At 41.6% G+C, this 26,663-nt stretch carries 18 protein-coding genes, 1 tRNA gene and 1 pseudogene; 12 read left to right on the top strand and 8 right to left on the bottom strand.

Annotation, left to right across the window (positions count from 1 at the left end; genetic code table 11):
* Together AACU32_RS20765 and psb34 are read left to right on the top strand one after the other, a co-directional pair.
* Nucleotides 1-1,857, top strand: a 1,857-nt coding sequence (locus tag AACU32_RS20765) for a HEAT repeat domain-containing protein (protein ID WP_339378135.1), incomplete at its 5' end; no start/stop codon positions are given.
* A 520-nt stretch (nucleotides 1,858-2,377) separates the two neighbouring features.
* Nucleotides 2,378-2,548, top strand: a complete 171-nt coding sequence (gene psb34, locus AACU32_RS20760) for a photosystem II assembly protein Psb34 (RefSeq protein WP_339378134.1) — start codon at nucleotides 2,378-2,380, stop codon at nucleotides 2,546-2,548.
* A 254-nt stretch (nucleotides 2,549-2,802) separates the two neighbouring features.
* On the opposite strand, the gene AACU32_RS20755 is transcribed toward psb34, so the two are convergent.
* Nucleotides 2,803-5,541: a DUF3536 domain-containing protein gene (locus AACU32_RS20755; protein WP_096602850.1), complete on the bottom strand. Its 2,739-nt coding sequence runs from the start codon at nucleotides 5,539-5,541 to the stop codon at nucleotides 2,803-2,805.
* Between the two features lie 584 nt (nucleotides 5,542-6,125).
* Here AACU32_RS20755 and cax point away from each other — a divergent pair.
* From cax to AACU32_RS20740, 3 genes and pseudogenes are all read left to right on the top strand, one after another.
* Entirely contained in the window at nucleotides 6,126-7,217 is a 1,092-nt protein-coding gene (cax, locus tag AACU32_RS20750; protein WP_096602848.1) for a calcium/proton exchanger, read from the top strand.
* Between the two features lie 225 nt (nucleotides 7,218-7,442).
* Nucleotides 7,443-7,652, top strand: a pseudogene (locus AACU32_RS20745) (peptidoglycan-binding domain-containing protein); the annotation flags it as partial.
* Between the two features lie 345 nt (nucleotides 7,653-7,997).
* A complete protein-coding gene (locus tag AACU32_RS20740) occupies nucleotides 7,998-8,528 on the top strand; it encodes a peptidoglycan-binding domain-containing protein (RefSeq protein ID WP_096602846.1) in 531 nt (176 codons plus the stop codon).
* A gap of 157 nt (nucleotides 8,529-8,685) precedes the next feature.
* On the opposite strand, the gene AACU32_RS20735 is transcribed toward AACU32_RS20740, so the two are convergent.
* Both AACU32_RS20735 and AACU32_RS20730 read right to left on the bottom strand, forming a co-directional pair.
* Nucleotides 8,686-11,106, bottom strand: a complete 2,421-nt coding sequence (locus AACU32_RS20735; protein ID WP_096602844.1) for a sucrose synthase — start codon at nucleotides 11,104-11,106, stop codon at nucleotides 8,686-8,688.
* A gap of 708 nt (nucleotides 11,107-11,814) precedes the next feature.
* A tRNA-His gene (locus tag AACU32_RS20730) sits at nucleotides 11,815-11,887 on the bottom strand.
* Between the two features lie 117 nt (nucleotides 11,888-12,004).
* Here AACU32_RS20730 and AACU32_RS20725 point away from each other — a divergent pair.
* The 4 genes from AACU32_RS20725 to cobA all read left to right on the top strand — a co-directional run bounded on the left by AACU32_RS20725 (nucleotide 12,005) and on the right by cobA (nucleotide 15,690).
* Nucleotides 12,005-12,385, top strand: coding sequence for a DUF4359 domain-containing protein (locus tag AACU32_RS20725; RefSeq protein ID WP_096602842.1), 381 nt, complete (start codon nucleotides 12,005-12,007; stop codon nucleotides 12,383-12,385).
* A gap of 75 nt (nucleotides 12,386-12,460) precedes the next feature.
* Nucleotides 12,461-13,837: a serine/threonine-protein kinase gene (locus AACU32_RS20720; RefSeq protein ID WP_096602840.1), complete on the top strand. Its 1,377-nt coding sequence runs from the start codon at nucleotides 12,461-12,463 to the stop codon at nucleotides 13,835-13,837.
* A 351-nt stretch (nucleotides 13,838-14,188) separates the two neighbouring features.
* Nucleotides 14,189-14,914, top strand: coding sequence for a sirohydrochlorin chelatase (locus AACU32_RS20715; protein WP_096602838.1), 726 nt, complete (start codon nucleotides 14,189-14,191; stop codon nucleotides 14,912-14,914).
* The gene (gene cobA / locus AACU32_RS20710; RefSeq protein ID WP_096602836.1) at nucleotides 14,911-15,690 is read left to right on the top strand and encodes a uroporphyrinogen-III C-methyltransferase; all 780 of its coding nucleotides are present in this window, start codon (nucleotides 14,911-14,913) and stop codon (nucleotides 15,688-15,690) included. Before AACU32_RS20715 ends, cobA begins: the two co-directional genes overlap by 4 nt.
* Nucleotides 15,691-15,789: 99 nt before the next feature.
* On the opposite strand, the gene AACU32_RS20705 is transcribed toward cobA, so the two are convergent.
* Together AACU32_RS20705 and AACU32_RS20700 are read right to left on the bottom strand one after the other, a co-directional pair.
* Nucleotides 15,790-16,185, bottom strand: coding sequence for a response regulator (locus AACU32_RS20705; RefSeq protein WP_096602834.1), 396 nt, complete (start codon nucleotides 16,183-16,185; stop codon nucleotides 15,790-15,792).
* Nucleotides 16,186-16,256: 71 nt separating this feature from the next.
* Nucleotides 16,257-17,351: a response regulator gene (locus AACU32_RS20700; RefSeq protein ID WP_096602832.1), complete on the bottom strand. Its 1,095-nt coding sequence runs from the start codon at nucleotides 17,349-17,351 to the stop codon at nucleotides 16,257-16,259.
* A gap of 1,329 nt (nucleotides 17,352-18,680) precedes the next feature.
* Between AACU32_RS20700 and AACU32_RS20695 the strand changes: the two genes are divergently transcribed.
* Nucleotides 18,681-19,610, top strand: coding sequence for an RluA family pseudouridine synthase (locus tag AACU32_RS20695; protein WP_096602830.1), 930 nt, complete (start codon nucleotides 18,681-18,683; stop codon nucleotides 19,608-19,610).
* A gap of 14 nt (nucleotides 19,611-19,624) precedes the next feature.
* Here the strand turns inward: AACU32_RS20695 and AACU32_RS20690 are convergent, their stop codons facing one another.
* Nucleotides 19,625-20,290: an HD domain-containing protein gene (locus AACU32_RS20690; RefSeq protein WP_096602828.1), complete on the bottom strand. Its 666-nt coding sequence runs from the start codon at nucleotides 20,288-20,290 to the stop codon at nucleotides 19,625-19,627.
* Nucleotides 20,291-20,719: 429 nt separating this feature from the next.
* Between AACU32_RS20690 and pruA the strand changes: the two genes are divergently transcribed.
* Together pruA and AACU32_RS20680 are read left to right on the top strand one after the other, a co-directional pair.
* On the top strand, nucleotides 20,720-23,704 hold the full coding sequence (gene pruA / locus AACU32_RS20685; protein WP_096602826.1) for an L-glutamate gamma-semialdehyde dehydrogenase: 2,985 nt from the start codon (nucleotides 20,720-20,722) through the stop codon (nucleotides 23,702-23,704).
* A 275-nt stretch (nucleotides 23,705-23,979) separates the two neighbouring features.
* Nucleotides 23,980-24,426, top strand: a complete 447-nt coding sequence (locus AACU32_RS20680) for a GNAT family N-acetyltransferase (RefSeq protein WP_096608093.1) — start codon at nucleotides 23,980-23,982, stop codon at nucleotides 24,424-24,426.
* Between the two features lie 64 nt (nucleotides 24,427-24,490).
* On the opposite strand, the gene AACU32_RS20675 is transcribed toward AACU32_RS20680, so the two are convergent.
* The gene (locus AACU32_RS20675; RefSeq protein WP_096602824.1) at nucleotides 24,491-26,233 is read right to left on the bottom strand and encodes an ATP-binding protein; all 1,743 of its coding nucleotides are present in this window, start codon (nucleotides 26,231-26,233) and stop codon (nucleotides 24,491-24,493) included.
* Between the two features lie 193 nt (nucleotides 26,234-26,426).
* Complete coding sequence (locus tag AACU32_RS20670) at nucleotides 26,427-26,558, bottom strand: hypothetical protein (RefSeq protein ID WP_339378133.1); 132 nt, start codon at nucleotides 26,556-26,558, stop codon at nucleotides 26,427-26,429.
* Nucleotides 26,559-26,663: the final 105 nt, after the last annotated feature.

The raw sequence follows: 26,663 nt of genomic DNA, 5'->3' as shown, positions 1-26,663 counted from the left end.
GATGATGAAGACTACTGGGTGCGTTCTCGTGTGGCATCTGCCCTGGGAAAAATTAAATCTGAGCAGGCGATACCGGGATTAATTAAATTGCTCGATGATGAAGACTACTGGGTGCGTTCTCGTGCGGCAGATGCCCTGGGAGAAATCAAATCTGAGCAGGCGATACCGGGATTAATTAAATTGCTCGATGATGAAGTCTCCGATATGCGTGATAGTGCGGCATCTGCCCTGGGAGAAATCAAATCTGAGCAGGCGATACCGGGATTAATTAAATTGCTCGAAGATGAAGACTTCTGGGTGCGTTATCGTGCGGCAGATGCCCTGGGAGAAATCAAATCTCAGCAGGCAATACTCCAGATTATGAATCTGCTAAAAAATGAAAAATTTGTAGCAGCAAATAATGGAGTTACGCTACATTATGCACTACAAGTACTTGCAGCAATACAAGAAAACTGTAAATACTACAACTACACCATGTCGCTTAAACAAGAATTAATAACTTTACTTCTAAATTTATTCACTACAGTCAAAGACCGAAAAACATTATTGTCATATTTGGGTTTTGATGAATTGATTAAAAAAGTAGATTTAGAAGGTACTTCCCTACAATTCACTGTTCATTTAGTCCATGTGCTAGAGATGGAGGGGCGTGACTCACTTCTAAATTTTATTGACAGCTTGGCGAATAGTGTTTATTTAGGAATAGAGGCTAAAGAACAATTAAATAAATTAAGTGCAAATATTAGAGCTATTCCTACCGATAATTGGCGTAGTGTATTTGCAGACAATCAACTACAGCCTCAATTAATACCATTTCCAATTACTCCGTCAAGCTTATCTAGCACAATAAATTACATTCTCCACCTCTCAGACCTGCACTTTACCACATCCAATCAAGCCCAAATTTGGTCTAACCAACTAGCAAGCGATTTACTAAACGAACTCAAAATTCCTCACCTTGATACCCTCATCCTCTCCGGCGACATCGCTAACTACTCCACCCCGGAAGAATACCAGATCGCTGAAGAATTTCTCGCCCACCTCCGCCAAGACTTCCCCCTCAAACCTGAGCAAATTATCATCGTTCCCGGTAATCATGACCTGAATTGGGGTCACGCAAAAAAAGCTTACCAACTAATTGACCGCGATGAATATGAGGGAGAACTTAAAGAAGGCGAGTATATACAAGAAAGTGCAAGTGTAATTCGGGTGCGAGACGAAGAAAAATACAAACAGCGCTTTACCAACTTCAGCAACTTCTACCAAGCCATCAAAGGTAAACCCTATCCCCTGGAATATGACCAGCAATATACCCTCGATTATTTCCCTAACCAAAACCTGCTAATACTAGGGCTAAACTCTGCTTGGCAATTGGATCATCATTACAAATCCCGTGCCAGCATTAACATGAATGCACTCAGCAACGCCCTCAGCGAAATTCGCCGCAATCCAGAATATAGAAACTGCATTAAAATTGCTGTTTGGCATCATCCCCTAGACAGCGCATGGGAAGACCGCATCAAAGACCAAGGCTTTATCGAACAGTTAGCCGTCTCTGGCTTCCGCTTCTTTCTCCACGGACACATCCACAAAGCCGAAACCAGCCAATACCGCTACGACCTCACCGCCAACGGGCGCAAACTTGACCGCATCTGTGCGGGTACATTTGGCGCACCAGTCCGCGAGTGGGTTCCCGGTTATCCCCTGCAATACAACCTGCTGAAATTTGCAGGCGATAAGCTAACAGTCAACACCCGCCGCCGGGAAGAACTCAACGGTGCGTGGAAACCCGATGCGCGTTGGCTAATGGGCGCAGGGCAAAATCCGTTACCTTATTATGAAATTCCTCTAGCGTAGTCAGCACTCTGACGTTTCACGTCATCTGGAAAAGAAGATAGCGAAACCTAAACCCTCAGCCCCTTCCCTGGTAGGATACAGCTGGCGAATGGTAGGTTTGACCCCTCAATTGGGATAAAAAAAGTTTTCTCGCTTACCCGAAATAACGCCCGCAGGCTGGAAGCCACTGGCTCACGCTACAATGCCCACCTTCGTGGGCTAAGAAAATTTAGCCCACGAAGGTGGGCTTCGTTCAATTAGCCGCACCCGGAGGTGACGGCGGTGTCTTGGGTAAGCGAGCAGTTTTACTCCTTATTCACCAGCAGCATCCTAGCAGGAAAGGGGGAGAATTCAAAGCCTCTGGACTGGCAGGAGAGAGGAATGGAAATGAGGTTTTTTATACCCGTCGAACTCATGTTTCCTCTACTTGATAAGTCGGTCTTATAGATACCATCAGGCTTATGTTGTCAACTTCTATTGACCATTCGTAACAAAATCGTTAAATTTAGTTACATAAGGTAATAACCAAGAACAGCAAACCATGTATACAACTATTAACGAAGACGGAATCCTCAACAACTACGCGACTGAACCTGAAGTTTACTACGCTGCGTACCCTTCAACTGAGCAGCAAAATCGCTACGCTTTCCAAGCTGGAATTGCAACTTTATTAGTCACTGCTTTAGTGTTGTTTGCTTTTGGTGTTAGCTAAAATTTTTCTTTTTTAATCGCTATATCTCATCGTCATTTAATCTTCTCCCATCAGCCTCGGTTAGTCACCGGGGTTTTTTGTTGGAATGGGCATTGGGCATGGGGCATGGGGCATTGGGCATGGGGCATGGGGCATGGGGGATTTTGGATGTAGTTTTCGGAACCCCACCCCCAACCCCTCCCCGCAAGCGAGGAGGGGGGTAAACCTAGATCGCAAGGGAGGAGGGGGGTAAAAGCAGGCTTTGGGGTGAAGCACTAGGGCAATTTATTGATGATGCCATTCATGTCAATACCTAATTTTTGTCCTAGCTTCAGCAAGCGATCGCATTGAGAACTACCTCGCCCATAATTGATAGTAGAGGTACACAGGGGTAATATTTTACTTTCTAAGCAGCTGAAGTAAAGTTCTTGGGATCGATGCAGGGAGATACCAAAGTTTAGCTGATATGCAGTATCTATTAACCGTTCTAAGCGTTGGATATCTGCATCCCAATTGCCGTTGGGATCGTGCAATAGTTGCCAAAGCAATCGGGTAATCAACTGTTCTAATATCTGTTTGCCTTCGGGAACATCCAGGTGACAACGCAGATGCTTGGCTTCGTTGGCGATCGCTTCTAATTCTACAATGTGATTTAAGGTTGATTGCAGATCGGCGATATCTTGCTCAAGCGATCGCAATGTTGTCAGACAGCGATATCCTAAAGCAATCTCGGCTGCTACTTGCAATTCACGCGGTACAGCTAGTTCATCGCGGTGGAACGCGGCAATTATACCGTAATTATCACGATATGTCTGAGTATAAAGCTGGTCTAATCTTGTCAGTGTTTCTTGACTCAACAGCCGCATAATCCGGTGGCGTTCTTCGGCAAAGAGATTTTGCAAGCTAAAGGTTTCGTCATTAAATAACTGAGTCATCATCAAGATGGTTTGGGCTGCACTAGCTTGTTGCAGCGATGCAAACAGCTGTTCTTTGATTTTGCTATATTCCCTGCGCCCAGCAAATGGTTGAATGCAGCAGTGGAAATCCCAGCCGCCTAAATGGAGAACTGCTAGGACTAAATCTTCGCTTTCCCAGGTAATATCTGACACCAGCCGCAAATGACCAACCGCCAAAGTCAGCGATCCCATGCGTTGCATCTGGTAATCCAACTCATTAGCGGTGTAGCAGTAAACCCGTTTTTGGGAAACATGGGGATGTTTGCCATTAGTATCTTGTGCAGATAGGGAATTGTAGCTCTCTGTAGGTTTATGATTGGCAAACAGAGAAGTAATCGCATAATGGGCGGCTACTTGTTTCAAACTAATCTGGGCAGTTAATACTAGTTGGCGATAAACCTCAGAACCATGTTTGAACTGTTCAACATTACTGGGAGCTAAACCCAGGCGTTTGAGGAAGCCTTTTTCTAACTGCACCCCCGCCACATCTCCAGCTAATTCTAATGCACGGGAAGCATAACGCAGAATCTGCGTACCTTCAGGGCGGGAAAGTTCTTCAAAAAACCAGCCACAACTAGTAAACATGAACAAAGCATGACGCTGCATTTCCAATAATCGCAAAGCATCTACTTGTTCGGCGGCGGTGAGTTTGTGGGTTTGATGGCGGCTCAAAAAACGACTAACATTAGCAGCAGAGCGATCGCGGATCACTTCAATATATTCATCTCTTGCTAGCCACGGATCGCGAAAAAGTTGTTTACCATATTCGTCATACACTTCAATTAGCTGATCTCGTAGCCAATTTAAGGCATCCCGTAGAGGACGACGCCATTTTTGATGCCAAACACCGCCTTCTCCACCGCAACCGCAATCATCTTGCCATCTATCGACACCGTGGGCACAACTCCAAGCGGTGATTGACTTTAATTCTACTTCCCAAGCGGGAGTATTGATGCTCAGGTAGTGTGCATAGTTGGTTACTGTCCAACCGTGGTTAGGAAATTCACCGATAAAGCCGTAGGCTAGAGTTTTCTCAGTTCCCTTCTTATGATGTCCGAAGGTTTCCCCATCGGTAGCGACAGATATTAATTGCGCTGGACGATGATCCCCACGGACTGCGGAACCGATGCGTCCAGCAAAGTGACTAGAACTATAGACAACATCACTAAAACCCATATCCCGCGATATTGGGCCATCGTAAAAGAAGATATCAATATAAGGTAATCCGGCTAAGGATTCTGCGTCATCCAATGCACCCTTGTCATTGCTGCTAGAAACTGTATTTAGAGGTGAAGATGCAATGCTGAGTTCAGGCTTCAAATAACAACGATAGGGACGGGTGGGATCAATCTGACTACCACCAACTTCGTGCCATTCAGGCTGGGGATCATCTTGTGTTGGGATAAGACGACAGCGTTGTGCTTGCGATGGTGCGAGGACAATAAAGCGAATTCCTTCATCCACCAAAGCGGCGAGAGTGGCATAATCTACAGCGGCTTCCGCCAACCACATACCTTCGGGATCGTGTCCAAAACGGGAACGGAAGTCTTCTTTACCCCAGCGAATTTGGGTATATTTGTCCCGTTCATTAGCCAGAGGCATGATGATGTGATTGTATACTTGCGCGATCGCATTACCATGACCGTTCAAGCGTTGAGAACTCTTGACATCAGCCTCCAAAATTCGCTGATAAACCTCCACATCGTAGCGTTCTAGCCACGACATCAGCGTGGGGCCGATATTAAAGCTCATATACTCGTAATTATTCACGATATCTATGACTTCGCCGCGATCGTTTAACACCCTAGCAAAGGCATTCGGACGATAGCATTCCCAGTGAATCCGCTCATTCCAGTCATGGAAAGGAGCCGCACTTGGTTGGCGTTCAATCGCGTCCAGATATGGGTTTTCTCTTGGTGGCTGGTAAAAGTGACCATGCACCGTAACATATACACCCGTTGCCGTTCTCAGGGGATCGCTTTGGGGAGTATGTTTGGGATCGTATTGTGACGTGAATTTTGAACCAGAACTAGCTGGCAGTTCAGCAGCAGAAGTCATGTAATATTTATCCAAAATCGAAAAAACTTGCAGTTGTGCCAAAAGCGGGTTTGTTAATCTTTCTTCAGGGGCTTAAACACAAAATCCGTACCGATAACAACTATGGTATACAGCCCTTCTCAGAAAGCGGTTTTAGTATAGCGAGAAATCTGCGTTATCGCACAGACATTTCTCAAAAGCAATTAAATCATTATCCATCGAAAAACTCCTGATTGGGGAGTCTATACCGTTGTTAGCGCCAATAAATAAATTTAATTGTCTTTTAATATATTAAACCGCATTTTTAGTTTAAAATCTCAACCTCTAGTTATAGTTTTGCTACAAAACATTGCAAAGGCTACGTAAAACGCAATCTTATATTACATATATCTCTTCAAAATAGAAACCGTAAAATCGCGGAATAGTCAATAGTCATTTGTCATTTGTCATTTGTCATTCTCCGCGTCCCCGCGTCCCTAAGTCACCGCGTCTTCCTTGTCCCCTCATCCCCCATGCCCAATGCCCAACTATTGACTATTGACCCTTGACCATTGACCATTGACTAGATAAATCTGTGACTAAATACCCTTAACTCAAAGTGATCAATGTCAGCTAAAAACATTATTTTTCTGGTTTTGTTATTGTTTATCCCAGTTTCCTTAGCCGCCCACTTTTTGGAATGGGGAGAATTGGTAGTTTTCATCACGGCTGGATTAGCGATTCTGCCCTTAGCAGCTTGGATGGGTACAGCCACAGAAGAAATAGCTGTAGTCGTTGGCCCCTCCTTAGGGGGGTTATTAAATGCGACTTTTGGTAATGCAACAGAACTAATTATTGCTCTAGTGGCGCTGAACGCTGGGTTTGTCAATGTAGTTAAGGCCAGTATTACCGGATCGATTATTGGCAACTTACTACTAGTGATGGGTCTTTCTATGCTTTTAGGCGGTCTGCGTCATAAAGAACAAACATTTCAGCCAATTGTAGCGCGGGTCAATGCTTCAGCCATGAACTTGGCGGTAATTGCGATGCTGCTACCCACAGCTATGGAAATTACGTCTCAGGGGATTGGAGAACAAACCATCCAAAATTTTTCGGTTGCTGTTGCCATAGTCTTAATTTTGGTCTATTCTCTGACTCTGCTATTTTCGATGAAAACACACTCTTATTTATATGATGTGGGAATGGTAGAAACAGAAGAAGAAGAAATCTCCCATAAAAAACCAAATATTTGGTTATGGAGTGGTGTACTGCTAGTATGTACGCTCTTAGTCGCCCTAGAGTCAGAAATGCTAGTTGACTCTTTGGAAGTAGCTACATCTCAGCTAGGTTTGACAGCACTGTTTACTGGGGTGATTATTGTCCCAATTGTGGGTAACGCTGCGGAACACGCCACCGCAGTTACTGTAGCTATGAAAGATAAGATGGATCTCTCTGTTTCCGTAGCTGTGGGATCGAGTATGCAAATAGCTTTATTTGTCGCTCCCGTTTTAGTTATAGCCGGTTGGGTGTTAGGTCAACCAATGGATTTAAATTTTCAACCTTTTGAATTAGTAGCTGTGGCGGTAGCCGTGTTAATTGCCAATAGTATTAGTTCGGATGGTAAGTCTAATTGGCTGGAAGGCACATTATTATTAGCCGCTTATACAGTCTTAGGTATAGCTTTCTACTTCCATCCTGTGATTGAGGGGATTGGTTAGTTACCAAACATCTATTTTATGAGCGATCGCCTACACTTTTATCCAGAGCGATCGCTTTTTCATTTGTAATTGGTCATTAGGCATGGGGCATTTCTTATTTATCTCACTTGTCCCCCTCATCCCCCTCATCCCCCTTTCCCCTTTCCCCTTTCCCTTGCCCCCTAACCCCTAACTATGGAAACACCTGCAAATCAAGCACAACCTTTGAACCCACGAGCTACCGCTAACCCTAGTTTGCCAAATCTACGGTTTGGTGATTCAGGTGATGCAGTCAGAGTTTTACAACGCCTGTTACTCAATAACCGCTATGCTGTTAAAGTTGATGGGGTTTTTGGCGCATTAACTGAAACAGCTGTCAAAGCTTTTCAGAACCAGCGAAATTTAAATGCAGATGGAGTAGTTGGTCAAAGAACTTGGCGCGAGTTAACAAGTTAGCATTCTTAATTACGAATTACCAATTATACCAATTAAAAAAAGAATGAGACACATACATCTTTAGGGCTGGGGAAACACCGCCTTTGCGACAATCCCTATGTCACGATCATTAATTGAATCGGTATTATCTATAAATTTAAACAATTTTCTAGCCAATTAATAACAATTTTTTGGCAATTTTTTGCAACAACGACTTCCATCTGTGGAAATTCAGATTAAATCTAAAATTTCTTAATTACGAATTGCGATGATTACATGATTTTTTATTTCTGCCTATACATTATTCCGGAATAATAGCCGTTCGGGATGTCAAAAGGAATATCGGTTTTAATAGAAATAACTATAATGAGTGAAATTGGCCTGCTGATGACAGGCGTGTTAACAACAGGACAACCATATTTGCCCAATTTACCTGAGTTGCAACCGCTTCAACTAGAAAATTACATCCAAAACTCAATCCAGAGTCAGTTAACTCAGGTAGTTCCCACTGCTCAAATTACACCACCAGAATTTATGGAGACAGATGGGACTTCCCTCAATACGACATTATCCCCTCAATATAATCAAGAAAATTTATTTAAAGAACTTGACAAAGATCTATCGCAGTATTCTCCGTCTGTAAGAGCAGATAGTTTAATAGTCAAAGCAAAAGTCAAAAAGTTTAAAAGCCAAACTTTGCCAACTATACGTTTTGGTAGCTCAGGTATTACAGTGAGAATCTTGCAACGGCTGCTAATTGCTCATGGCTATGGAATGCGAGTTGATGGGGTATTTGGCCCCTTGACAGAGACGGCTGTCAAAGCATTTCAAAATCGGCGGAGTTTATTAGTAGATGGAATAGTCGGTCAAAGAACCTGGCGTGAGTTGACACTATAGATAATTCGTCATTGGTCATTGGTCATTGGTCATTGGTCATTCGTAATTCGTAATTCGTAATTAATATACTACGTTTAAAGTAAATTAATAGCCGTAACGCACCTACAAATCCGGTGCGTTACATCCTCTGGACTATTGACTATTGACTATTGACTAATTAACGGAACTGCTGCTGCTCTAATAATTGTTGCGCTCTTGGCTTGTAAATTAAATAGAATAAAGCCTCTATATAGCGCAGCAAATCTTCTCGGTTTTCGTGAGAAGTAAAGTTCCAAAACCCATAAATTCGCGCTAAAGATAGCAGCTTGGTTGTGTGAATTCTCCAAGTATAAGTGCTGTAAACTCGCTCAATACTTCGTTGAGAAATTGTCTGCCAATAATCAGGATTATGTTCACATTTGGTGACAAAATCTAAAATTTTAGCGGCTGTTTCTTCTAAATTTGTGGGATTGATATAAAATCCATTCACTTTATCTTGAATAATTTCTAAAGGGCCACCAAATTGTGTAGCGAAAGTTGGTATCCCGGAAATCATTGCTTCGAGAATTGTCAAACCAAATGCTTCAAATAAAGCTGGTTGGACAAATATTCCTTGATGATCGGCAATTACTCGATAAATTTCCCCAGAATCACTTTTAGATAGGCGCACACCTAACCAGCGAATTTTACCGTGAAGATTGTATTGCTCAATAATTTGGTAAAGTTTAACAATTTCGTCTCTTTCTTCGTTGTCGCCTGATTCTTCAACCCGCAATTTACCTGCAACTAAAATTAAGTTACAATGCTCTTGTAATTCTTGATTTTTCCCAAAGCATTCGGCTAAACCAGTGAGGTTTTTAATCCGATCAAGACGCGCCATTGAGAAAATAGGGCGCTTGTCTGGATCGTCAAGTTTACCAAATATTTGACTAGGATCATCTAGAGTGAAAAGCATTTCCTTAATCCGTTGGCGATCGCTCTCCACTCGGTCTTGATTACGGGTATAGGGAAAGTAGTAATTTTCATTCACCCCTGGTGGAACTACGTTAAATTTCGGACTAAATAATTCAACGCCGTTCACTACATGGTATAAATCCGGCATGGTGAAGCATTTATAAGATTCATACTGTCCTACACTATCCGGTGTTCCCACAATTTCTTGGTAGGTGCTGCTAATGACGAAGTTCGCAGCATTCATGGCAATTAAATCAGCAGTAAATTGCAAGGAAAAATGATATTTATCTTCTAAATCATTCCAGTACAAATTACTGAACAAATATTTAGATTTTTCCAGAGCGTGGGCAATATTACACTGGGTAACGTTCATCTTGCGTGCTAGTAGAAATGCTACTAAATTGCCATCAGAATAGTTACCAACAATTAAGTCTGGTCGTCCTTGGAATTCTGCCCGTAATTCTTTTTCCGCATCAATGGCGTAGGTTTCTAAATAAGGCCAAAATTCAAACCGGGAAATCCAGTTTTGCGTCATATTAGGATTAAATTCCCGCAAAGGTACTCGCAATATCCAGGCGTTTTCTGTACCATGAACTTTTTCTAAACGTTGGTTACATAGAGTCCCATCACTATTGGGAATCAAGCGGGTAAGAATAATCACCTTGGGCTGTACATTTAATCCTTCTAAACCAGCTAGGGTGACATCTTCTTGTAGTTGGGTTTCTAGCGACTTAGCCTGATCGAGGACATAAACCACTTGTCCGCCAGTATCGGGTCGCCCTAATACTCCTTCTTGTCCAAACCAACCGTGGGGAGATACGAGGACGATTCTAAAAATCATCGGAATGCGAGAGATAAAAGCTTCTAATGCTTGGGGATCGGGAGAATCGATCAATTCATCCAGGATATTTAAGGTTTCCTGAGTGCGCTGGGCTGTATTCCCCCAACCAGGCTCAAAACCCATTGTTTGTAGGGTAAAGCGGAATTCTTCATAGGGTTCATCACCGGGGCGATCGCTCACAAAGCTTAAAGCTTTCTTAACTTGCTCGGAAAGTTGTTGCTGTGACTTAATGCGATCGTTGATTAGCAACTGCACACCATTATATTGATGTAACCGCAAGAAATTCAATAAACTCTCTAGCCACTGCTTCGCGTCTTGTAATAATTTGCTGGATAGATAGCGGTTGAGGAAGTTTACGCCCTTACCGATATTTTTCGGGTCACGAATTGTTGGCGAGTAGTCGTAAAAGGGGCCAAAGTCCAGTTCTAGCAAGTCTCCTTCATGGGGATGGAATCGATTGACTATGCGATCGCGCATATCCAATAATTCCTGCACAGTCATTTGTTCAAATTTTAGGTCTTCTGTTAGCCGATAAACTTCTTGGCTGGCTATCTTAGGACGAATAATAAAGCAGAGGTTTGAGTCCTCTTGAATGATTTCTTGAGTATAGTAGATTAATTTTGCTAAATGAGAAGAATTGCAAAACTCCTCAGACTTTTCATACTTTGAACAATATTCACTATATAAATTAATAATATCGTTACGTAACAGATATTTCTTTTCTTGCTGGCGTAACTCACTCATCAAAGAACGCAAATCATTCTTCTCTTCACTATTGAGGACTGTTTGTATTAATTCAGACATAGCAACTCCCGAAAAACTGATTTACTTTCCTTAAAGTAACTATTGCCCAATACTTTGAACTCTAACTAAAGGCATAGAATTTTACATGCTTTTTATAGATGCATTACCCAAAATGCTTACAGCAAGAAGGTTCTACATGATTATATTTTGTCGGATTAGATTAATTTTAAGTGTAGTAACTGTCTCATCCAGAAGACATCTAGCCTTTACCGATGACCTGGATAAATTCTTGTTTCATAACTCAATATGATTTCCCCAGCCACTATCAATCAAGTAAACTTTTATTAGGAAATCAGCGGCTAGCTAATTTTTTTAATGAGCTACTATAATACTTAAAATCATTAGTAATTCATAATTCGTAATTCGTAATGTAGGGGCGCTTTCACCGATATCCACGTTTATCAAAAAAGATCCAAATAAACCCGCCCCTACAAACTTGCTCCACGTATAGACGCTTGGTATTTTTTAACGATATCTGCTTCCACTATTATTTGGGGGTTAGGATTTAGGGGTTAGAGGAAAAGGGGAAGAGGGGAAAAGGGGAAAAGGGGGACAAGGGGGACATAGGGAGTGTGGGGAGGTTTCATCCCAATGCCCAATTATCATTGACCAATGACAAATTCTTGGTACAGTGAAAGTTGTTGGTATTGCTGACAACAGTCTGTGTCTCACGAATTAGCGAGAATGTATGAGTCTATTTTGATTGAGGGCGAACGATGGGACTCGAACCCACGAATGGTGGTACCACAAACCACTGCCTTAACCACTTGGCTACGCTCGCCATTAACTATCTGAGTATAGCACCTCTGTGCTGATTTGATCAAGAGAATTTTTATTCTTGGAACGGACTCAATTAATTTGCAGTCTTATGACTAAAACTAATCATAGCTGAAAAAGTATGAAAACATCAACAATTATTGCATATCTAGGAGCCGCTGGTTTAGCCGTATTGGGAGTAATCATGGCGAAGACAAATCCCTCTCAGGCTGAATATCAAGACTATGCTGTGCAACGGTTGACACTATATTTAAAAACCGATGTTTGCCAGAAAACTCAGGGTATTATAGAAAGTTTAATACATTTCAATTGTGAAAAAACTGTGGATTCTGTCAACCCGCAAATACGGGAAGTTATTGCCGCAACTACGCACAGGCAAGATTATCTGCTTTTTAGTATTTATCAGACCGACTTAAAAGTGAGTTCTTTGATACCTTCTTACAAGTTTGAGACGGTGGGAGCATTTAATAACTTTTATACCTACTCTGCGCAACAGCGATAAAGCTAGGTGCTAGGAGAGAATCGGGAATAAGTTGGGAATACTTTTATGTAGACCCAAGGAAAGCTCTACCTTGTCATGAAACTCTGTCATAACATTGGCTGTTCGTATCCGCAAAATTCCGATACAGCAAAATTCTGTAGCAAATGTGGTAAACAACTGTTGCTCAAAGACCGCTATCATTTGCGCCAACTGATTGGACGTGGTGGCTTTGGTATAACTTTTTTGGCTGTGGATGAACACCTTCCTAGCAAATCTAAGTGTGTGATTAAACAATTCCATTGCCAAAACGTCAATGGGAAAGGCTTTGACAAAGCGGTGGAATTATTTCGTCAAGAAGCAGTTCGCCTAGGTGAGTTGCAGCATTCCCAAATACCCCAACTGCTGGATTACTTTGAACAAGAAAATCAGCTGTATTTGGTGGAAGAATTGATTACAGGACAGACCCTAGCAGAGGAATTCCAAGAGTCAGGAATTTTTAGTGAAGCCCAAATTTGGGAACTTCTCAAACAGTTGTTACCAGTGCTGCAATTTATTCATGTCCGACAAGTTATCCATCGAGACATTAAGCCAGCAAATATCATGCGGAGATCATCTGTTGAGGGAACAGGTAAGGATGTAGTGTTGATTGACTTTGGAGTTGCGAAACAAGTCACAGCTACAGCTTTGCTAGAAACAGGTACAAGCGTGGGGAGTCCAGGATATATGGCTCCCGAACAAATGCGGGGTAAAGCGCTTCCAGCTAGTGACCTTTACAGTTTAGGGGTGAGTTGTATTTACTTGTTAACGGGAACTTCTCCCTTTGATTTGTTTGATGTTACTAGCGATCGCTGGGTATGGCGCGATTATATTTTAAATAAAGATAAAGTTAGCGATCGCCTCGCTCTAATTCTCGATAAACTACTGCAAAATTCCCTTCCCCAACGCTACAAGTCTGCGGCTGAAGCTTTACAAGCGCTTAACTTTGCTATCAAACTTGAGTCTTCCCCGCCGGAAAACAAAAAGCCAGTTCATACCTTAAAATCTCAAGCAGGCCTTGATTACCATCACCTACGTGATTTACTGGCTTTAAGACAATGGGAATCAGCAGATAAACATACTTGGGCGTTGATGTGTCAGGCGATTAGAAAGCCCATAGGTAGCTATCTTTTTACTAGTGATATTGAAAATTTGCCTTGTGAAGATTTACAAATAATTGACGAATTGTGGCATAAATATAGTAACGGACGTTTTAGTTTCAGCGTGCAGAAGCAAATTTACGACAGCCTTGACGGTGACTATGGCAAATTTTGCGCTGCTATTGGCTGGAATCTACCAGTTTCTACCTCTCCTATGCAAAAATTACTTTTTCGCTTGTCAGCACCTGTGGGACATTTACCTTCGCACAATTGGGCTGCTGGTACTCAATTGTGGCGACACGTCAATGCTTTAAATGCAAAACTGGCAAACTGTTAACCAATTTTGGATTTTGGATTTTGGATTCATAATACCCATTGAAAAAAGAATGCGTCTGTAGGGGCGGGGTTTCCCCCATACGTGTCAACTTAACGTGAAACCCGCTTGGTGAAAAGGTTTCGCCCTCACCCCCAGCCCCTCTCCCCTGGGAGAGGGGAGCTAGAGATCCAATTCCCCTTCTCCCTGGGGAGAAGGGGTTAGGGGATGAGGGCATGGGGGATTTGTACAACGCTTGCCCGATATAGCTTTCGGCTTAAGTTGACACCAATGGGTTTCCCCGCCCTTGACTTGGCAACAATCCGTCATCGATTGAATTAACATAATACAGAGAACTAATAACACTCACCGCCCATGTCATCTGCATATCTGCTGGTATCTCACGGAAGCCGTGATCCGCGTCCGGAAATTGCTGTCCAGCAGTTGCTGGGGTTGATACGTGAACAACTAAAAAGTAGCCACAAGCCAGAACATATATTTGAAAGCGCTTATTTAGAACTTCAGCCGGAACCTTTGCATGAGCAGATCGAAAAATTTGCGGAAACTGCTGTTGCTGCTGGGTACAATCGCCTCAAGGTGATCCCCCTTTTTCTCGCACCGGGAGTACATGTGATGAAAGATATTCCCGATGAAATAGCTCTGGCTCAACAGGCTCTTGGTCAAGATATAATCGTTGACTTACAACTATATATAGGCACTCACCCGAATTTAGAATGCTTACTCGCCAAGCAAATCTCCCAGAAAAATACAGCAGCATGGATTCTCTTAGCACATGGTAGCCGTCGGCCTGAGTCTCAACAGCCAATAGAAGCAATGGCTCAAAATTTGGGTGCAATTGCAGCTTATTGGTCTATAGCTCCCAGTTTAGAATCAAGAGTCAAAGAGTTGATTGCCGTTGGTAAGCGGGAGATTGCAATTTTGCCATACTTTTTATTCCCTGGTGGCATAACCGATGCGATCGCCGAATCAACAGAGACGCTAAAATTACAATTCCCCCTTGTAAACTTTTATTTAGCACCGCCCTTGGGCGCAAGTACACAAGAATTAGCCCAGTTAATTTGGGATGCAATAGATACATGAACTCCACAGATACACAGGAGAACAAGTTTTTGGGAAAGGTTTATTTGTTAGGTGCGGGGCCTGGAGATCCAGGACTAATGACACTCAAGGGTAAAGGTCTGCTGGAATGTGCCGATGTAGTTATCTATGATGCATTGGTGAGTCCCGCAATTCTGGCGATGATTAACCCCCAAGCAGAACAAATCAACGCGGGTAAGCGAATGGGACGACATTCGCTCCTACAAGAAGATACAACCAAACTGCTGATTGAGAAAGCCCAGGATCATGCAATAGTCGTCCGTCTCAAAGGCGGCGATCCGTTTATTTTTGGTCGCGGTGGCGAGGAAATGGCAGAATTGGTAGAAGCTGGTATTCCTGTAGAAGTTGTGCCGGGGATTACATCAGGTATCGCCGCCCCAGCCTATGCTGGTATTCCTTTGACTCATCGGTTGTATAGTTCTTCTGTGACGTTTGTTACAGGTCATGAGTCAGCAGGTAAGTATCGACCAACAGTAAATTGGAGTGCGATCGCCCACGGTTCGGAAACGATTGTAATTTACATGGGAATTCACAATTTACCTTATATTGTCGAGCAATTGACCACAGCCGGCTTGAGTGTAGACACACCAATTGCTTTAGTTCGTTGGGGTACACGCCCAGACCAAGAAGAATTGATTGGTAAAATGGGCACAATAGTTGAGCAAGTCGAAAACACTGGATTTGGTGCCCCGGCGATCGCCGTCATTGGTTCGGTAGTGAATCTGCACAGTATTTTATCCGGCTGTCGTCCCCAGTGAGGGGATGAGGGAGACAAATTGTAAATGATAAAATGACAAATCATCAATTATAAATGACAAGCTACAAATAACAAATAGCTATTGTTAATTTGTAACTATTCATGATAGAATACAAGTCCGCTCGGTAGCTGATTGAATTGCACTCAGTAAATCTTCGGGAGTATAAGGCTTAGTTAAATAGACATCAGCACCTTGTTTTCTCGCCCATAGATGATGAACTGCTAGATTTTTGTTGCTACAGACTACAATTGGCACTTTTTGATGAGTTAAATTGATTTTCAGGAAGCGGCATAACTCAAAACCGCTCATTTCTGGACTAACTACGTCGGTAACAATCGCATCCGGTCTTTCTTCCAATGCTATTTCTAAAGCTTCTTTCGCACTAGAAGCTTTAAAAATTTTGTAACCCCAATCTCCGAGATAATGACTAATCATCTCCCATTCTCGCAGAGAATCTTTGACAATCAAAATTTTCCCAGCCCAAGTAATACTCAACCCTCAACCCCCTAGAGAAATATATTGGCTTGGTATGGTTATACTGCTGATTCCGAAATTACACCAGGTATTTACACCATGTGTTTAAAGATAATCTTTAGTAAATCTCCTTGGGAAAAAGGTTTGGTTAAATAACCTGAGGCTTTGACGATTTTGGCTTTTGCTCTGTCGATCAACCCGGTTTTGCCGGTGACCATAATTATGGGTGTATTTTTAAATTGTGAATGTTTACGCAGCAGCGAACATAACTCATACCCATCTAAATTTGGCATGGTGATGTCTAATAAAATTAGGTCTGGTTTGGAGCGGAGAATTTCCATTAAAGCTTTTAATGAATCCGTGACACCTATAACCGAAAACATTTGCTCATCTAAAAAGTTTTTGATAGCATTTAATACACTTGGGCTATCATCAATGCAAAAAATAGTGTAGATTTTTTTGTCGTTAACCGGAGAAGAAACTTGCTCTAGGTGATGACTGCGATTATTAGCATAGTTAGGCAGATAGTGGGAATTTTCTACTATTGGCGCGCTACCAGTTCTGGGTGGTGATGGGACTTTTACATAAGGTTGTGATGGATTTTGACGTGCAAATGAACCCTGTCTTTGAGAAAATGGTGATGATTCGCGCCCAGCAGCTTCTCCCCGATAGTTTTGGCAATGTTCAACCAGTAGACGCAGATTTAAATAACAGAATTTGGGCAAATCATCCAAAAAGCTTTCTGGGATAAACTCGTAACTACCTTCTTCTATCTGCAAAAATGTTTCTAAAACTTCTAATGCCAATTGTTCGATTAAAATTCCTGCTTCTGCGGAGTTAATATATTTCTGATTGACTAACCAACAAATAGCTAGATAATCTGGATTTGGTATGGCTTGATTCTCAATCCCAGTTTCAAATATGGCTCTTAACTGCTCATTAATTCCTGTAGGAATCGTTGAAATTTGCTTACTCAAGCGTTGCAAGTTTCTATAAAGCGGTTCAAACATTTTCTCGGAATAGCAAGCATATATGAGTTTACCTTCATCTATATATATTGACCAATCACCAGATTTACTAAATACTTGCAAGCACCCGGTAACAGACTTATTAGTGATTTTTTTTAAAAGAGATAGGGGCTGTATTTTCTGAAAAAACCGATATCTACTAATAGGAAGTGTCTTCATTGGGAACGGCTCTAATATAAAACCAATATTTGCAGTTGAATGTTATGTTGTGGAAACCCTTTCCTAGCATCACAGGGATCAAGTCACAAGCGCTTTTAGATAAACATAGCGCATCACATTTACATGAGTATAGACAAATTGCCTAATCTCCAACTCCCTACTCCCTGTCACACCTAGCGTGCATGACACTGCACTCCTGCGCTCAGTAAAATCGCCATGCGATCGCCAAATAGCAAAATGGCTATACTTGCTGCTAGGAAACAGTATTCCAAAAATCAGCTTAACTTTCTGTATCTTTCGCTAATCTAGCTCATCTCACAGTAACGCAACTGTTTGGTAGTAGACTACCGCCTTCAGCTTTGAGCAGATAGACAGCACTACTACTAGGGGTTTTTACGCTATAAGATTGCAGCTAATTCAGCCTTGGCTCTGACTCCATTTAAACTCACCGTATTCATTGTAACTAAGTAAAGTAACTGTTGATGATTTTACCCAAATTCGAGATTGTGGAGTTTTCTCTGTATAGTTGGATAAAATTTTACTTGTACAAAGCGAGTGAATTGCTATCAAGGTGAGTCAGTGAGGATTTGCGGCGATGATAGTGGGGATCAGATTTAATTGCTACCTACTTAGCAGAAACCAAGCTGTTCACAAGCATTTAGCAAATTTTACTGCTATGGGAGGAAATTAGCTAATTGGCACAAAATAAAGTGCTAAATTCTCGAATTTCCAGAGAAATCCAGCTTGTTATCTATGTGTAACCGCGTTACCGCTGTCTGATTCCTAACCATCACACATAAATTGATGTTATTAGCTGATCTGAGGAACTTCTTTGAGGTTCATTGCTCCATAGGCTGATTTTAGAGATTAAATGAGTTTTTCATAGTAACTAGCTGAAGAATAGGAATTTTTAGCTAAATGGTAGATATTCACTCTTCTTGCTTAATAAAACCTAGGTTACTCCAAAATTTAGGAACAGTGACAGAAAATATGTGAAATTTAGAATAAGTAAATTTGGCAAATATAAAAAAAAATTTATTTACTGACTACTCCAGGATCAGCAAAAAACGTACAGTAAATTATCATCTTTTAGTTATTAAATCATATTTATGCATAAATAAAACATTGGACAATAAAAAACGTCTCGGAAATTCAATCTAATTCAGTTCTAGGGATGAGAAGGATACTTTTGGTATATTAATGAGGGGTGAAGCACCTCATGCTAAAATGTTTTTTTTACGCTATGCGTGGAGGGACAGAGCAAGCACTGATTGTAACGAAAAATTAGGAATAATCAATTACGAATTACTAATTAATTTAGACTAAACTGTGAGCGAATTTAATTTACAAGTCCAAGAAAATAGCGAACGCCTTGATCGCTACCTTTCGCAAGAATTACCAGATTTGTCCCGTTCCCGGATTCAACAGTTAATTGAACAGGGTCAGGTGCAAATTAATGGTAAAGTTTGCGCATCGAAAAAAGTTAATGTCAAAGCAGGCGATCGCATTATCCTAGACATACCAGCAGCCCAACCTTTAGAATTGCAAGCAGAAGATATTGCTTTAGATATTCTCTATGAAGATGACCAATTAATAATTCTCAACAAACCCGCAGGCTTAGTTGTCCATCCTGCACCCGGTCATCCAGATGGTACATTAGTGAATGCATTATTAGCACATTGTCCCAACCTCCCAGGAATTGGGGGAGTACAACGTCCGGGAATTGTGCATAGATTAGATAAGGATACCACCGGAGCGATCGCGATCGCGAAAACAGATATTGCTTATCAACATTTGCAAGCACAACTCCAAGCCAAAACAGCAAGGCGTGAATATTTAGGTGTAGTTTATGGTGCGCCAAAAGTTGAAAGTGGCGTGATCGATTTACCCATTGGTCGTCACCGCCAAGACCGGAAAAAAATGGCTGTGGTTCCCATTGAAGAAGGCGGACGTAATGCGATCACCCATTGGCAAATTCAAGAACGCTTGGGTAATTATACATTAATTCACTTCCAACTAGAAACCGGACGCACCCATCAAATTCGCGTCCACAGTGCTAAAATTGGACATCCAATTGTCGGCGATCCGATTTATGCTTCTGGTCGTTCAATTGGCGTAAATTTACCAGGTCAAGCATTGCACGCTTGGCGACTCAAATTACAGCATCCCTTATCAGGAAATCTCATTGAGGTAACAGCAACTCCTCCGCAAACCTTTCTTACTTTGCTAGAAGTTCTGCGCCGACGTGCTGCTATTTAGTCAATAGTCAATAGTCAATAGTCAATGGTCATTGCTTCTTGAAGATACTCGATTTCCTCCCGAAGATTCCATCGGGCTGATTGTTCTGCGTTATCGAACATCAAAGGGGTAGAATAGATGCGATCGCGCTGCAAAAATTTCTCTAATACCTGCTTACGTCCTGCAATATACTCAGCTTGTGGAACCCATGCATATTCTTGGCGAATTGCATTGGCGTATTTTTGATATTGAATAGGGTCAGCAGCTAAAATCGCTAAATCTGCATCAAGGAGAACTTGGCTATCAAAATCATCCGCCGCAGCTTGATGGTGTTTGGTATTTAGAATGAGATGTTTGATATGAGAAATATCATTAGCTGTCAGCCCTAAATTAGATAATAATTCAGCAGCATATTCTGCACTTTTTTCTTCATTATCTTTAGCCTGAGTGTCATAAATTATATCGTGAAACCAAGCGGCAATTTGCACAGATCTTATGTCTTTAGCGTAGGTTTGTAAACTATCAATAGTAATCAGAATGTGCAGAATATGTTCGCATGTATGATAATAGCGATCGGGACTAGAATAAGCTGCAATTATGTCATTAAAGATTTGATTTGCCGTTATTTGATTAACTTTCAATGGTTGGATTGTTTGTTGCCAGCGATATAATAAGATATCACTCAAGTTTTCTGTTAGCATATTTTCATAAAGGGGAGCATTCCAAATTTGGAAATTGATTTTTTTGTAGTGATGGATTTTTAGCCCGCTTCCTAGACATTAGGGAGCGCCCGCAACATTTCCATTAGGGAGCAAGATGCTCCCACTACAAATTTTATCTTGGCAAAATTGGGATGCTACCAGCTAAAAGCTTTAAGGCTTCCGTATTTCCTTGGGCGATCTCTGCAATAAATCGGTCAATATTAAGTATATCTACTGTCTGATTTTTGATCGTGTAATTTTTCGATTAGTCTCACCAAATTTAACCATTATTGGGTAGCATATCTGTTTGCCGATTCTGTGAGTGAATTTTGCACTCTGGAAATATGGTGACAGCAAAATCTAAGAGTCAAAATAGAAGACAGAGGCTTGTGTAAGCAAGTCTTACCTGGAATTAGGAGTTTACTATCAGTGGTATTACAAGTACAAACCAGCACCTACGAAGCTAAAACCCAAGAAATTGCTAAACAACTTCTTGAAGTAACCCAAGAAAATCGCTCATTTTTTGCGTCTTTGCGCGATCAGATGCGCTGGGATGATAAATTACTCGCTTGGGCGATGAGCAATCCAGGTTTACGGGTGCAATTATTTCGCTTTATCGATACATTACCAGCTTTACGCAGCAAAGCAGAAGTTGCTGCACATTTACAAGAATATTTAGGAGAAGAATCTGTAGAATTACCGGCGGCTTTGAAGGGGATGCTGAATTTTGCTAACCCTGATTCTATGCCGGGACAAGTGGCAGCCACAACCGTGGCGACAGCAGTGGAAACTCTGGCTCATAAATATATTTCTGGGGAAAATATTACACAAGTCATCAAAACAGTTGAACGCCTACGTAAGGAAAAAATGGCTTTTACCATTGACTTACTGGGTGAAGCGGTAATTACAGAAGCAGAAGCACGATCTTACTTAGAACGCTATTCGGAATTAATGCAGCAATTGGTAGCTGCATCTCAGAATTGGAAAGCTATCCCGGCGATTGATGAAGCAGATGGAGAACAGCTAGCAAAAGTCCAGGTTTCTGTGAAGTTAACGGCGTTTTATTCCCAATTTGACCCTTTAGATGCTCTTGGTAGTGAGGCGAGAGTTAGCGATCGCATTCGCACTCTGTTACGTCATGCTAAAGAATTAGGCGCAGCTGTCCATTTTGATATGGAACAGTATGCCTATAAAGATATAACTCTTCACATCCTCAAGAAATTATTGATGGAAGAAGAGTTTCGTCAACGGACAGATATAGGCATCACCATCCAAGCATATTTACGTGATAGTGAGCAAGATGCTAAAGATGTAATTGCTTGGTTGAAACAGCGTGGTTATCCGTTAACAATCCGTTTAGTTAAAGGTGCATATTGGGATCAGGAAACCATCAAAGCAGCCCAGAAACATTGGCCGCAACCTGTTTATAATGACAAAGCCGCCAGCGATGCTAACTTTGAAACCATCACTCAGCTATTGCTAGAGAATCATCAATATGTGTATGCTGCCATTGGTAGCCATAATGTGCGATCGCAAGCTAGGGCAATAGCCATTGCTGAAAGTTTAAAGGTTCCCCGTCGTTGTTTTGAAATGCAAGTTCTCTACGGGATGGGGGATAAACTGGCGAAGGCTTTGGTTGATAAGGGTTACCGGGTAAGAGTTTATTGTCCCTATGGTGAATTATTGCCGGGGATGGCTTATTTAATTCGGCGGTTGTTGGAAAATACGGCTAATAGTTCGTTTTTACGGCAAAATTTGGAGAATAGACCAATTGAGGAGTTGATCGCGCCGCCCAATATAGATTTGTCTCACGCAAAGGCGCAGAGACGCAAAGAAGAAAAGTCCGGGTTTTTGGGTGTGGCGGATACTGATTATGCGGTGGAGGAAGCCAGAAAGCAATCTGTTCAAGCTTTCCAAGCTGTTCATCAGCAATTGGGGAAAACTTATTTACCGTTGATTAATGGTGAGTACACTAACACTCAAACATTTATTGATTCTCTCAATCCTTCTAATTTTAGTCAGGTAGTTGGGAAAGTCGGACTCATCAGTGTTGAACAAGCTGAACAGGCGATGAAAGTGGCGAAGGCGGCTTTTCCTGGTTGGCGGAAAACACCAGCGAAGCAACGCGCTGATATTTTGCGCAAAGCTGGGGATTTGATGGAAAAACGCCGCGCTGAACTTTCGGCTTGGATTGTGTTGGAAGTTGGGAAACCAGTTAAGGAAGCAGATGCAGAGGTTTCGGAGGCGATAGATTTCTGTCTCTACTACGCCGATGAAATGGAAAGGTTGGATAAAGGGGTAAATTATGATGTTTCTGGGGAAACGAACCGTTATATTTACCAGCCACGGGGAATTGCGGTAGTTATTTCTCCTTGGAATTTCCCTTTGGCGATCGCTTGTGGTATGACTGTAGCAGCGTTAGTTGCTGGTAATTGTACTCTTCTCAAGCCTGCGGAAACATCTTCGGTAATTACAGCCAAACTTACAGAAATTTTGCTAGAAGCTGGGATTCCTCAAGGTGTATTCCAATATGTACCCGGTAAGGGTTCCCAAGTCGGGGCTTATTTAGTAAATCATCCTGATACTCATGTAATTGCCTTTACTGGTTCCCAGGAAGTAGGCTGTAGAATTTACGCAGAAGCTTCTACCCTTAAACCCGGTCAAAAACATATGAAGCGGGTAATTGCCGAGATGGGTGGGAAGAATGCCATCATTGTAGATGAGAGTGCTGATTTAGACCAAGCTGTTGTCGGGGTAGTGCAGTCAGCCTTTGGTTACAGCGGACAAAAATGTTCTGCTTGTTCCAGAGTTATTGTACTGCAATCGATTTATGATACTTTCGTGCAGCGGTTAGTAGAAGCCACAAAATCCTTGAATATTGGGGAAACAGAGTTACCTAGCACCCAAGTCGGCCCGGTAATTGATGCCAATGCCCGCGATCGCATTCGCGAGTATATTGAAAAAGGTAAGTCAGAAGCACAATTAGCTTTAGAGTTACCAGCACCAGAACAGGGATATTTTATCGGCCCAGTTATTTTTAGCGAAGTACCGCCAAATGGGATAATTGCCCAACAAGAAATTTTTGGCCCTGTACTAGCGGTAATTCGCGTCAAAGATTTTCAGGAAGCATTAGCAGTGGCTAACGGTACTAACTATGCTTTAACTGGGGGACTTTATTCGCGAACCCCATCCCACATTCAGCAAGCACAACAAGACTTTGAAGTCGGGAATTTGTACATTAACCGTACAATTACAGGAGCTATTGTGGCACGCCAACCCTTTGGAGGCTTCAATCTTTCTGGGGTTGGTTCTAAAGCAGGCGGCCCCGATTACCTGCTACAATTCCTAGAACCGCGCACAATCACAGAAAACATTCAACGCCAAGGTTTTGCACCAATTGAAGGTGTCGATTAACGTAGGGGCGGGGTTTCCCCGCCCTTAATTTTGCCTTACATGAGAGAATATCCTCTTATACTAATTCTCTCTAAACTTGCACTTAATGAGTACCTCTGTTTTTCTTCTCTACGAGACGCTCCGCGAAGGCGTACTTGGCGTACTTGGCGGTAAATTTATAAATATTAACTGCATTTCATAGAGAAATAGTATCAATATAATAAGTAGGGTGGGCAATGCCCACCTTAATTTTTAACTTGATATTAAACCGTACCACATGTAGAGAACCCAGAGAGATGATAAAAAGAGATTTAATCATTAAAACTGTTGAATCTCCCGAAGAATTTACGGCGATTAAAGCAATTAGAATCGCCGTATTTCAAGAAGAACAAGGAGTAGATTCCGCCTTAGAATTTGATGGTAAAGATGAAATATCTCAACATTTAATTGCTTATTTAAATCAGGAAGCTGTTGGTACTACAAGAATTAGATATTTAGATAATCAAACTGCAAAAATAGAAAGACTCGCTGTTTTAGCTCAAGCTAGAAAAAAGGGAATTGGTAAACAAATTATGGAAAAGGCAATAGAAATTATTGCTAGCCAAAGTATTCCAGAAGTTGTAATTCATTCCCAAGAATATGTAAAAAGTTTATATGAAAAAATGGGTTTTATACCAGAAGGAGAAATCTTTATAGAAGCGGATATTCCTCATGTCAAAATGAAGAAAAAATTATGGCTATAGATAAATCCACACAAAAAAACCCCAGAGGGAAATTTAAATCCAAAATCTAAAATCTCAAATATTCTTATCTGCTCTCCTCCTCTGCTAAATATGGTTGATCGGGGAGAAACAGTGTAAATCTACTACCTGCTCCTAAAGTTGATTCTACTGTTACATCTCCACCATGTAAACGTGCTAATTTGCGTGTCAAGGCTAAACCTAAACCAGTACCTTCATATTGACGATTTAATCGGCTATCAAGCTGTTTAAAGGGTTCAAATAGAAATTGAAATTGATGAGAATCAATACCAATACCAGTATCTGCAACTGTAAATGTAATCCCGTCGCTGACTTTTTTGACTTCTAAAGAAACCTCACCTTTGGAGGTGAATTTAATCGCATTAGTTAGCAGATTGAGTAGCATTTGCTTAATTCTTCGCTCATCAGCTACACAAATATTTGCTTCTGGCGCAATTGTACTAGTGAATTGCAATCCTTTTTCTAAAGCTATGTCGGAAACTGTAGAGATAACAGAATTACAGATATCTGTAACTAGCAAAGGTAACAGCAAAAGTTCTTCTTTACCAGCCTCGACTTTCGACAAATCCAGAATATCGTTGATTAGTGCTAGTAGATGTTCCCCACTACTATATATACAATTTATATATTCCTTTTGCTTGTCATTGAGAGACCCAACCATTTCTTGTTGTAGCAATTGCGATAAACCCATAATCGCGTTCAAGGGTGTCCGCAGTTCGTGGCTCATTGTCGCTAAGAATTCGCTTTTGGCTCGACTACCAGCTTCAGCCGCCGCTTGAGATGCACGCAGTTTTAATTCTGTTTGCTTACGTTCGGTAATATCCTCAATAATAGTTAAGAAAAATTCCGGGTTACCATGAATATCTCGGATAACTGAAACTGACAGATGTGTCCAAACTAAGCCTCCGTCTTTATGTAAGAAAAGCCTTTCCATTTCAATGCGATGTCTTTCAACAAACTGATCCGCATCTGAGCCAATTCCGGAAATCATTTGTCTCAAAAGATCTAAATCGCCTTTTTGTGGGGAAACATAATTTGTGAACAGCTTACCGCATAGTTCTTCTCGGTTGTAACCAAGCATTTGACATAGGGCTGGATTAGCATCAACTATTTGTGTATTCATATCTATCAGTCCGATACCGATAGAAGAACACTCAAAAATTGCTCTAAATTGCGCCTCACTTTGACGTAGTGCTGATTCGGCGGCGTTACGTTCGCTGGCTTCTATGGCGAGGGTGACAAAATCTGCAATTGAACCTGCAAAATTTTCTTCTTCCAATGTCCATTGGCGAACCTCACCAAAATGTTCGTGGGAGACTACGCCTATCAACCTACCACCAAGCCAAATTGGTGCATTTAATAAGGATGTAATTCCTAAGACAGAAAGATAAGACTGGGATAATTCTTGAGTTCTGGTGTCATTGATGGCATCATGGGCGGCAATGCTGCGTTCTGCTTCCAAGGCTTGGAAATAATCAGGGTATTTCGCTTTTAACAAAGACAAGCCACAGGTGTGTTCTTGGGTTCTCACATCATACAAATCAATACAATCCAAAGCTGAGTGGTCATCTTTATATAACCACACACCTACTCGCTGTACTGAGAGTGTGCGTGCAGCCGCTTCCGTAATTTCTTGGAAGGCTGCATGAAGATTACCTTGTTGAAATGTCTTACTTCTGGCTAGTTGCACTAGCGTTTGGCTTTGTTTTCTGCGTGTATGTTCTCGGATTTGCAACGTTTCTGGGGAATGTTTACACTCTGTAATATCTCTAGCCGCCACCACATGCATTTTTTGACCTGGGTAAGAAATAATTTGCCTTGGAGTTCTGCCACAAAAGTAGAACTATCTTTCCTAACTACAATTACTTAACTCTGCATTTCCGAACCGGGAAGTATCGTTTTTATCAACAACTATTGTGATTCTAGCGCGTAGACGCCCAGCGGCTTGTCGTTAGACATCGCTTCCCGGCTATTTTTACCAATCAGTTATCCACATCGCTGAGTACGACAATGGCTACATTAGCAGTTAGCGATCGCACATCAAAGATTATTTTTAAATCTCTATCATCCTTCAGGGATAAATTCAAGCCTTTTGGTAAGAGAATTTTTCGCAAATGCTGCCAAAAACCTCATTTATTGCTAAATCTTGACAAAAAAAATGCCCGTGTATTCCTTTAGATAGAGATACGCGACCTCATATATTTTGCGACAATTGAATT

The sequence above is a fragment of the Calothrix sp. NIES-2100 genome, from assembly GCF_963875285.1.
Taxonomy (GTDB): Bacteria; Cyanobacteriota; Cyanobacteriia; order Cyanobacteriales; family Nostocaceae; genus Aulosira.
The sequence above is the reverse complement of the archived record's forward strand: the minus strand, read 5'-3'. Positions and strand labels throughout refer to the sequence as shown.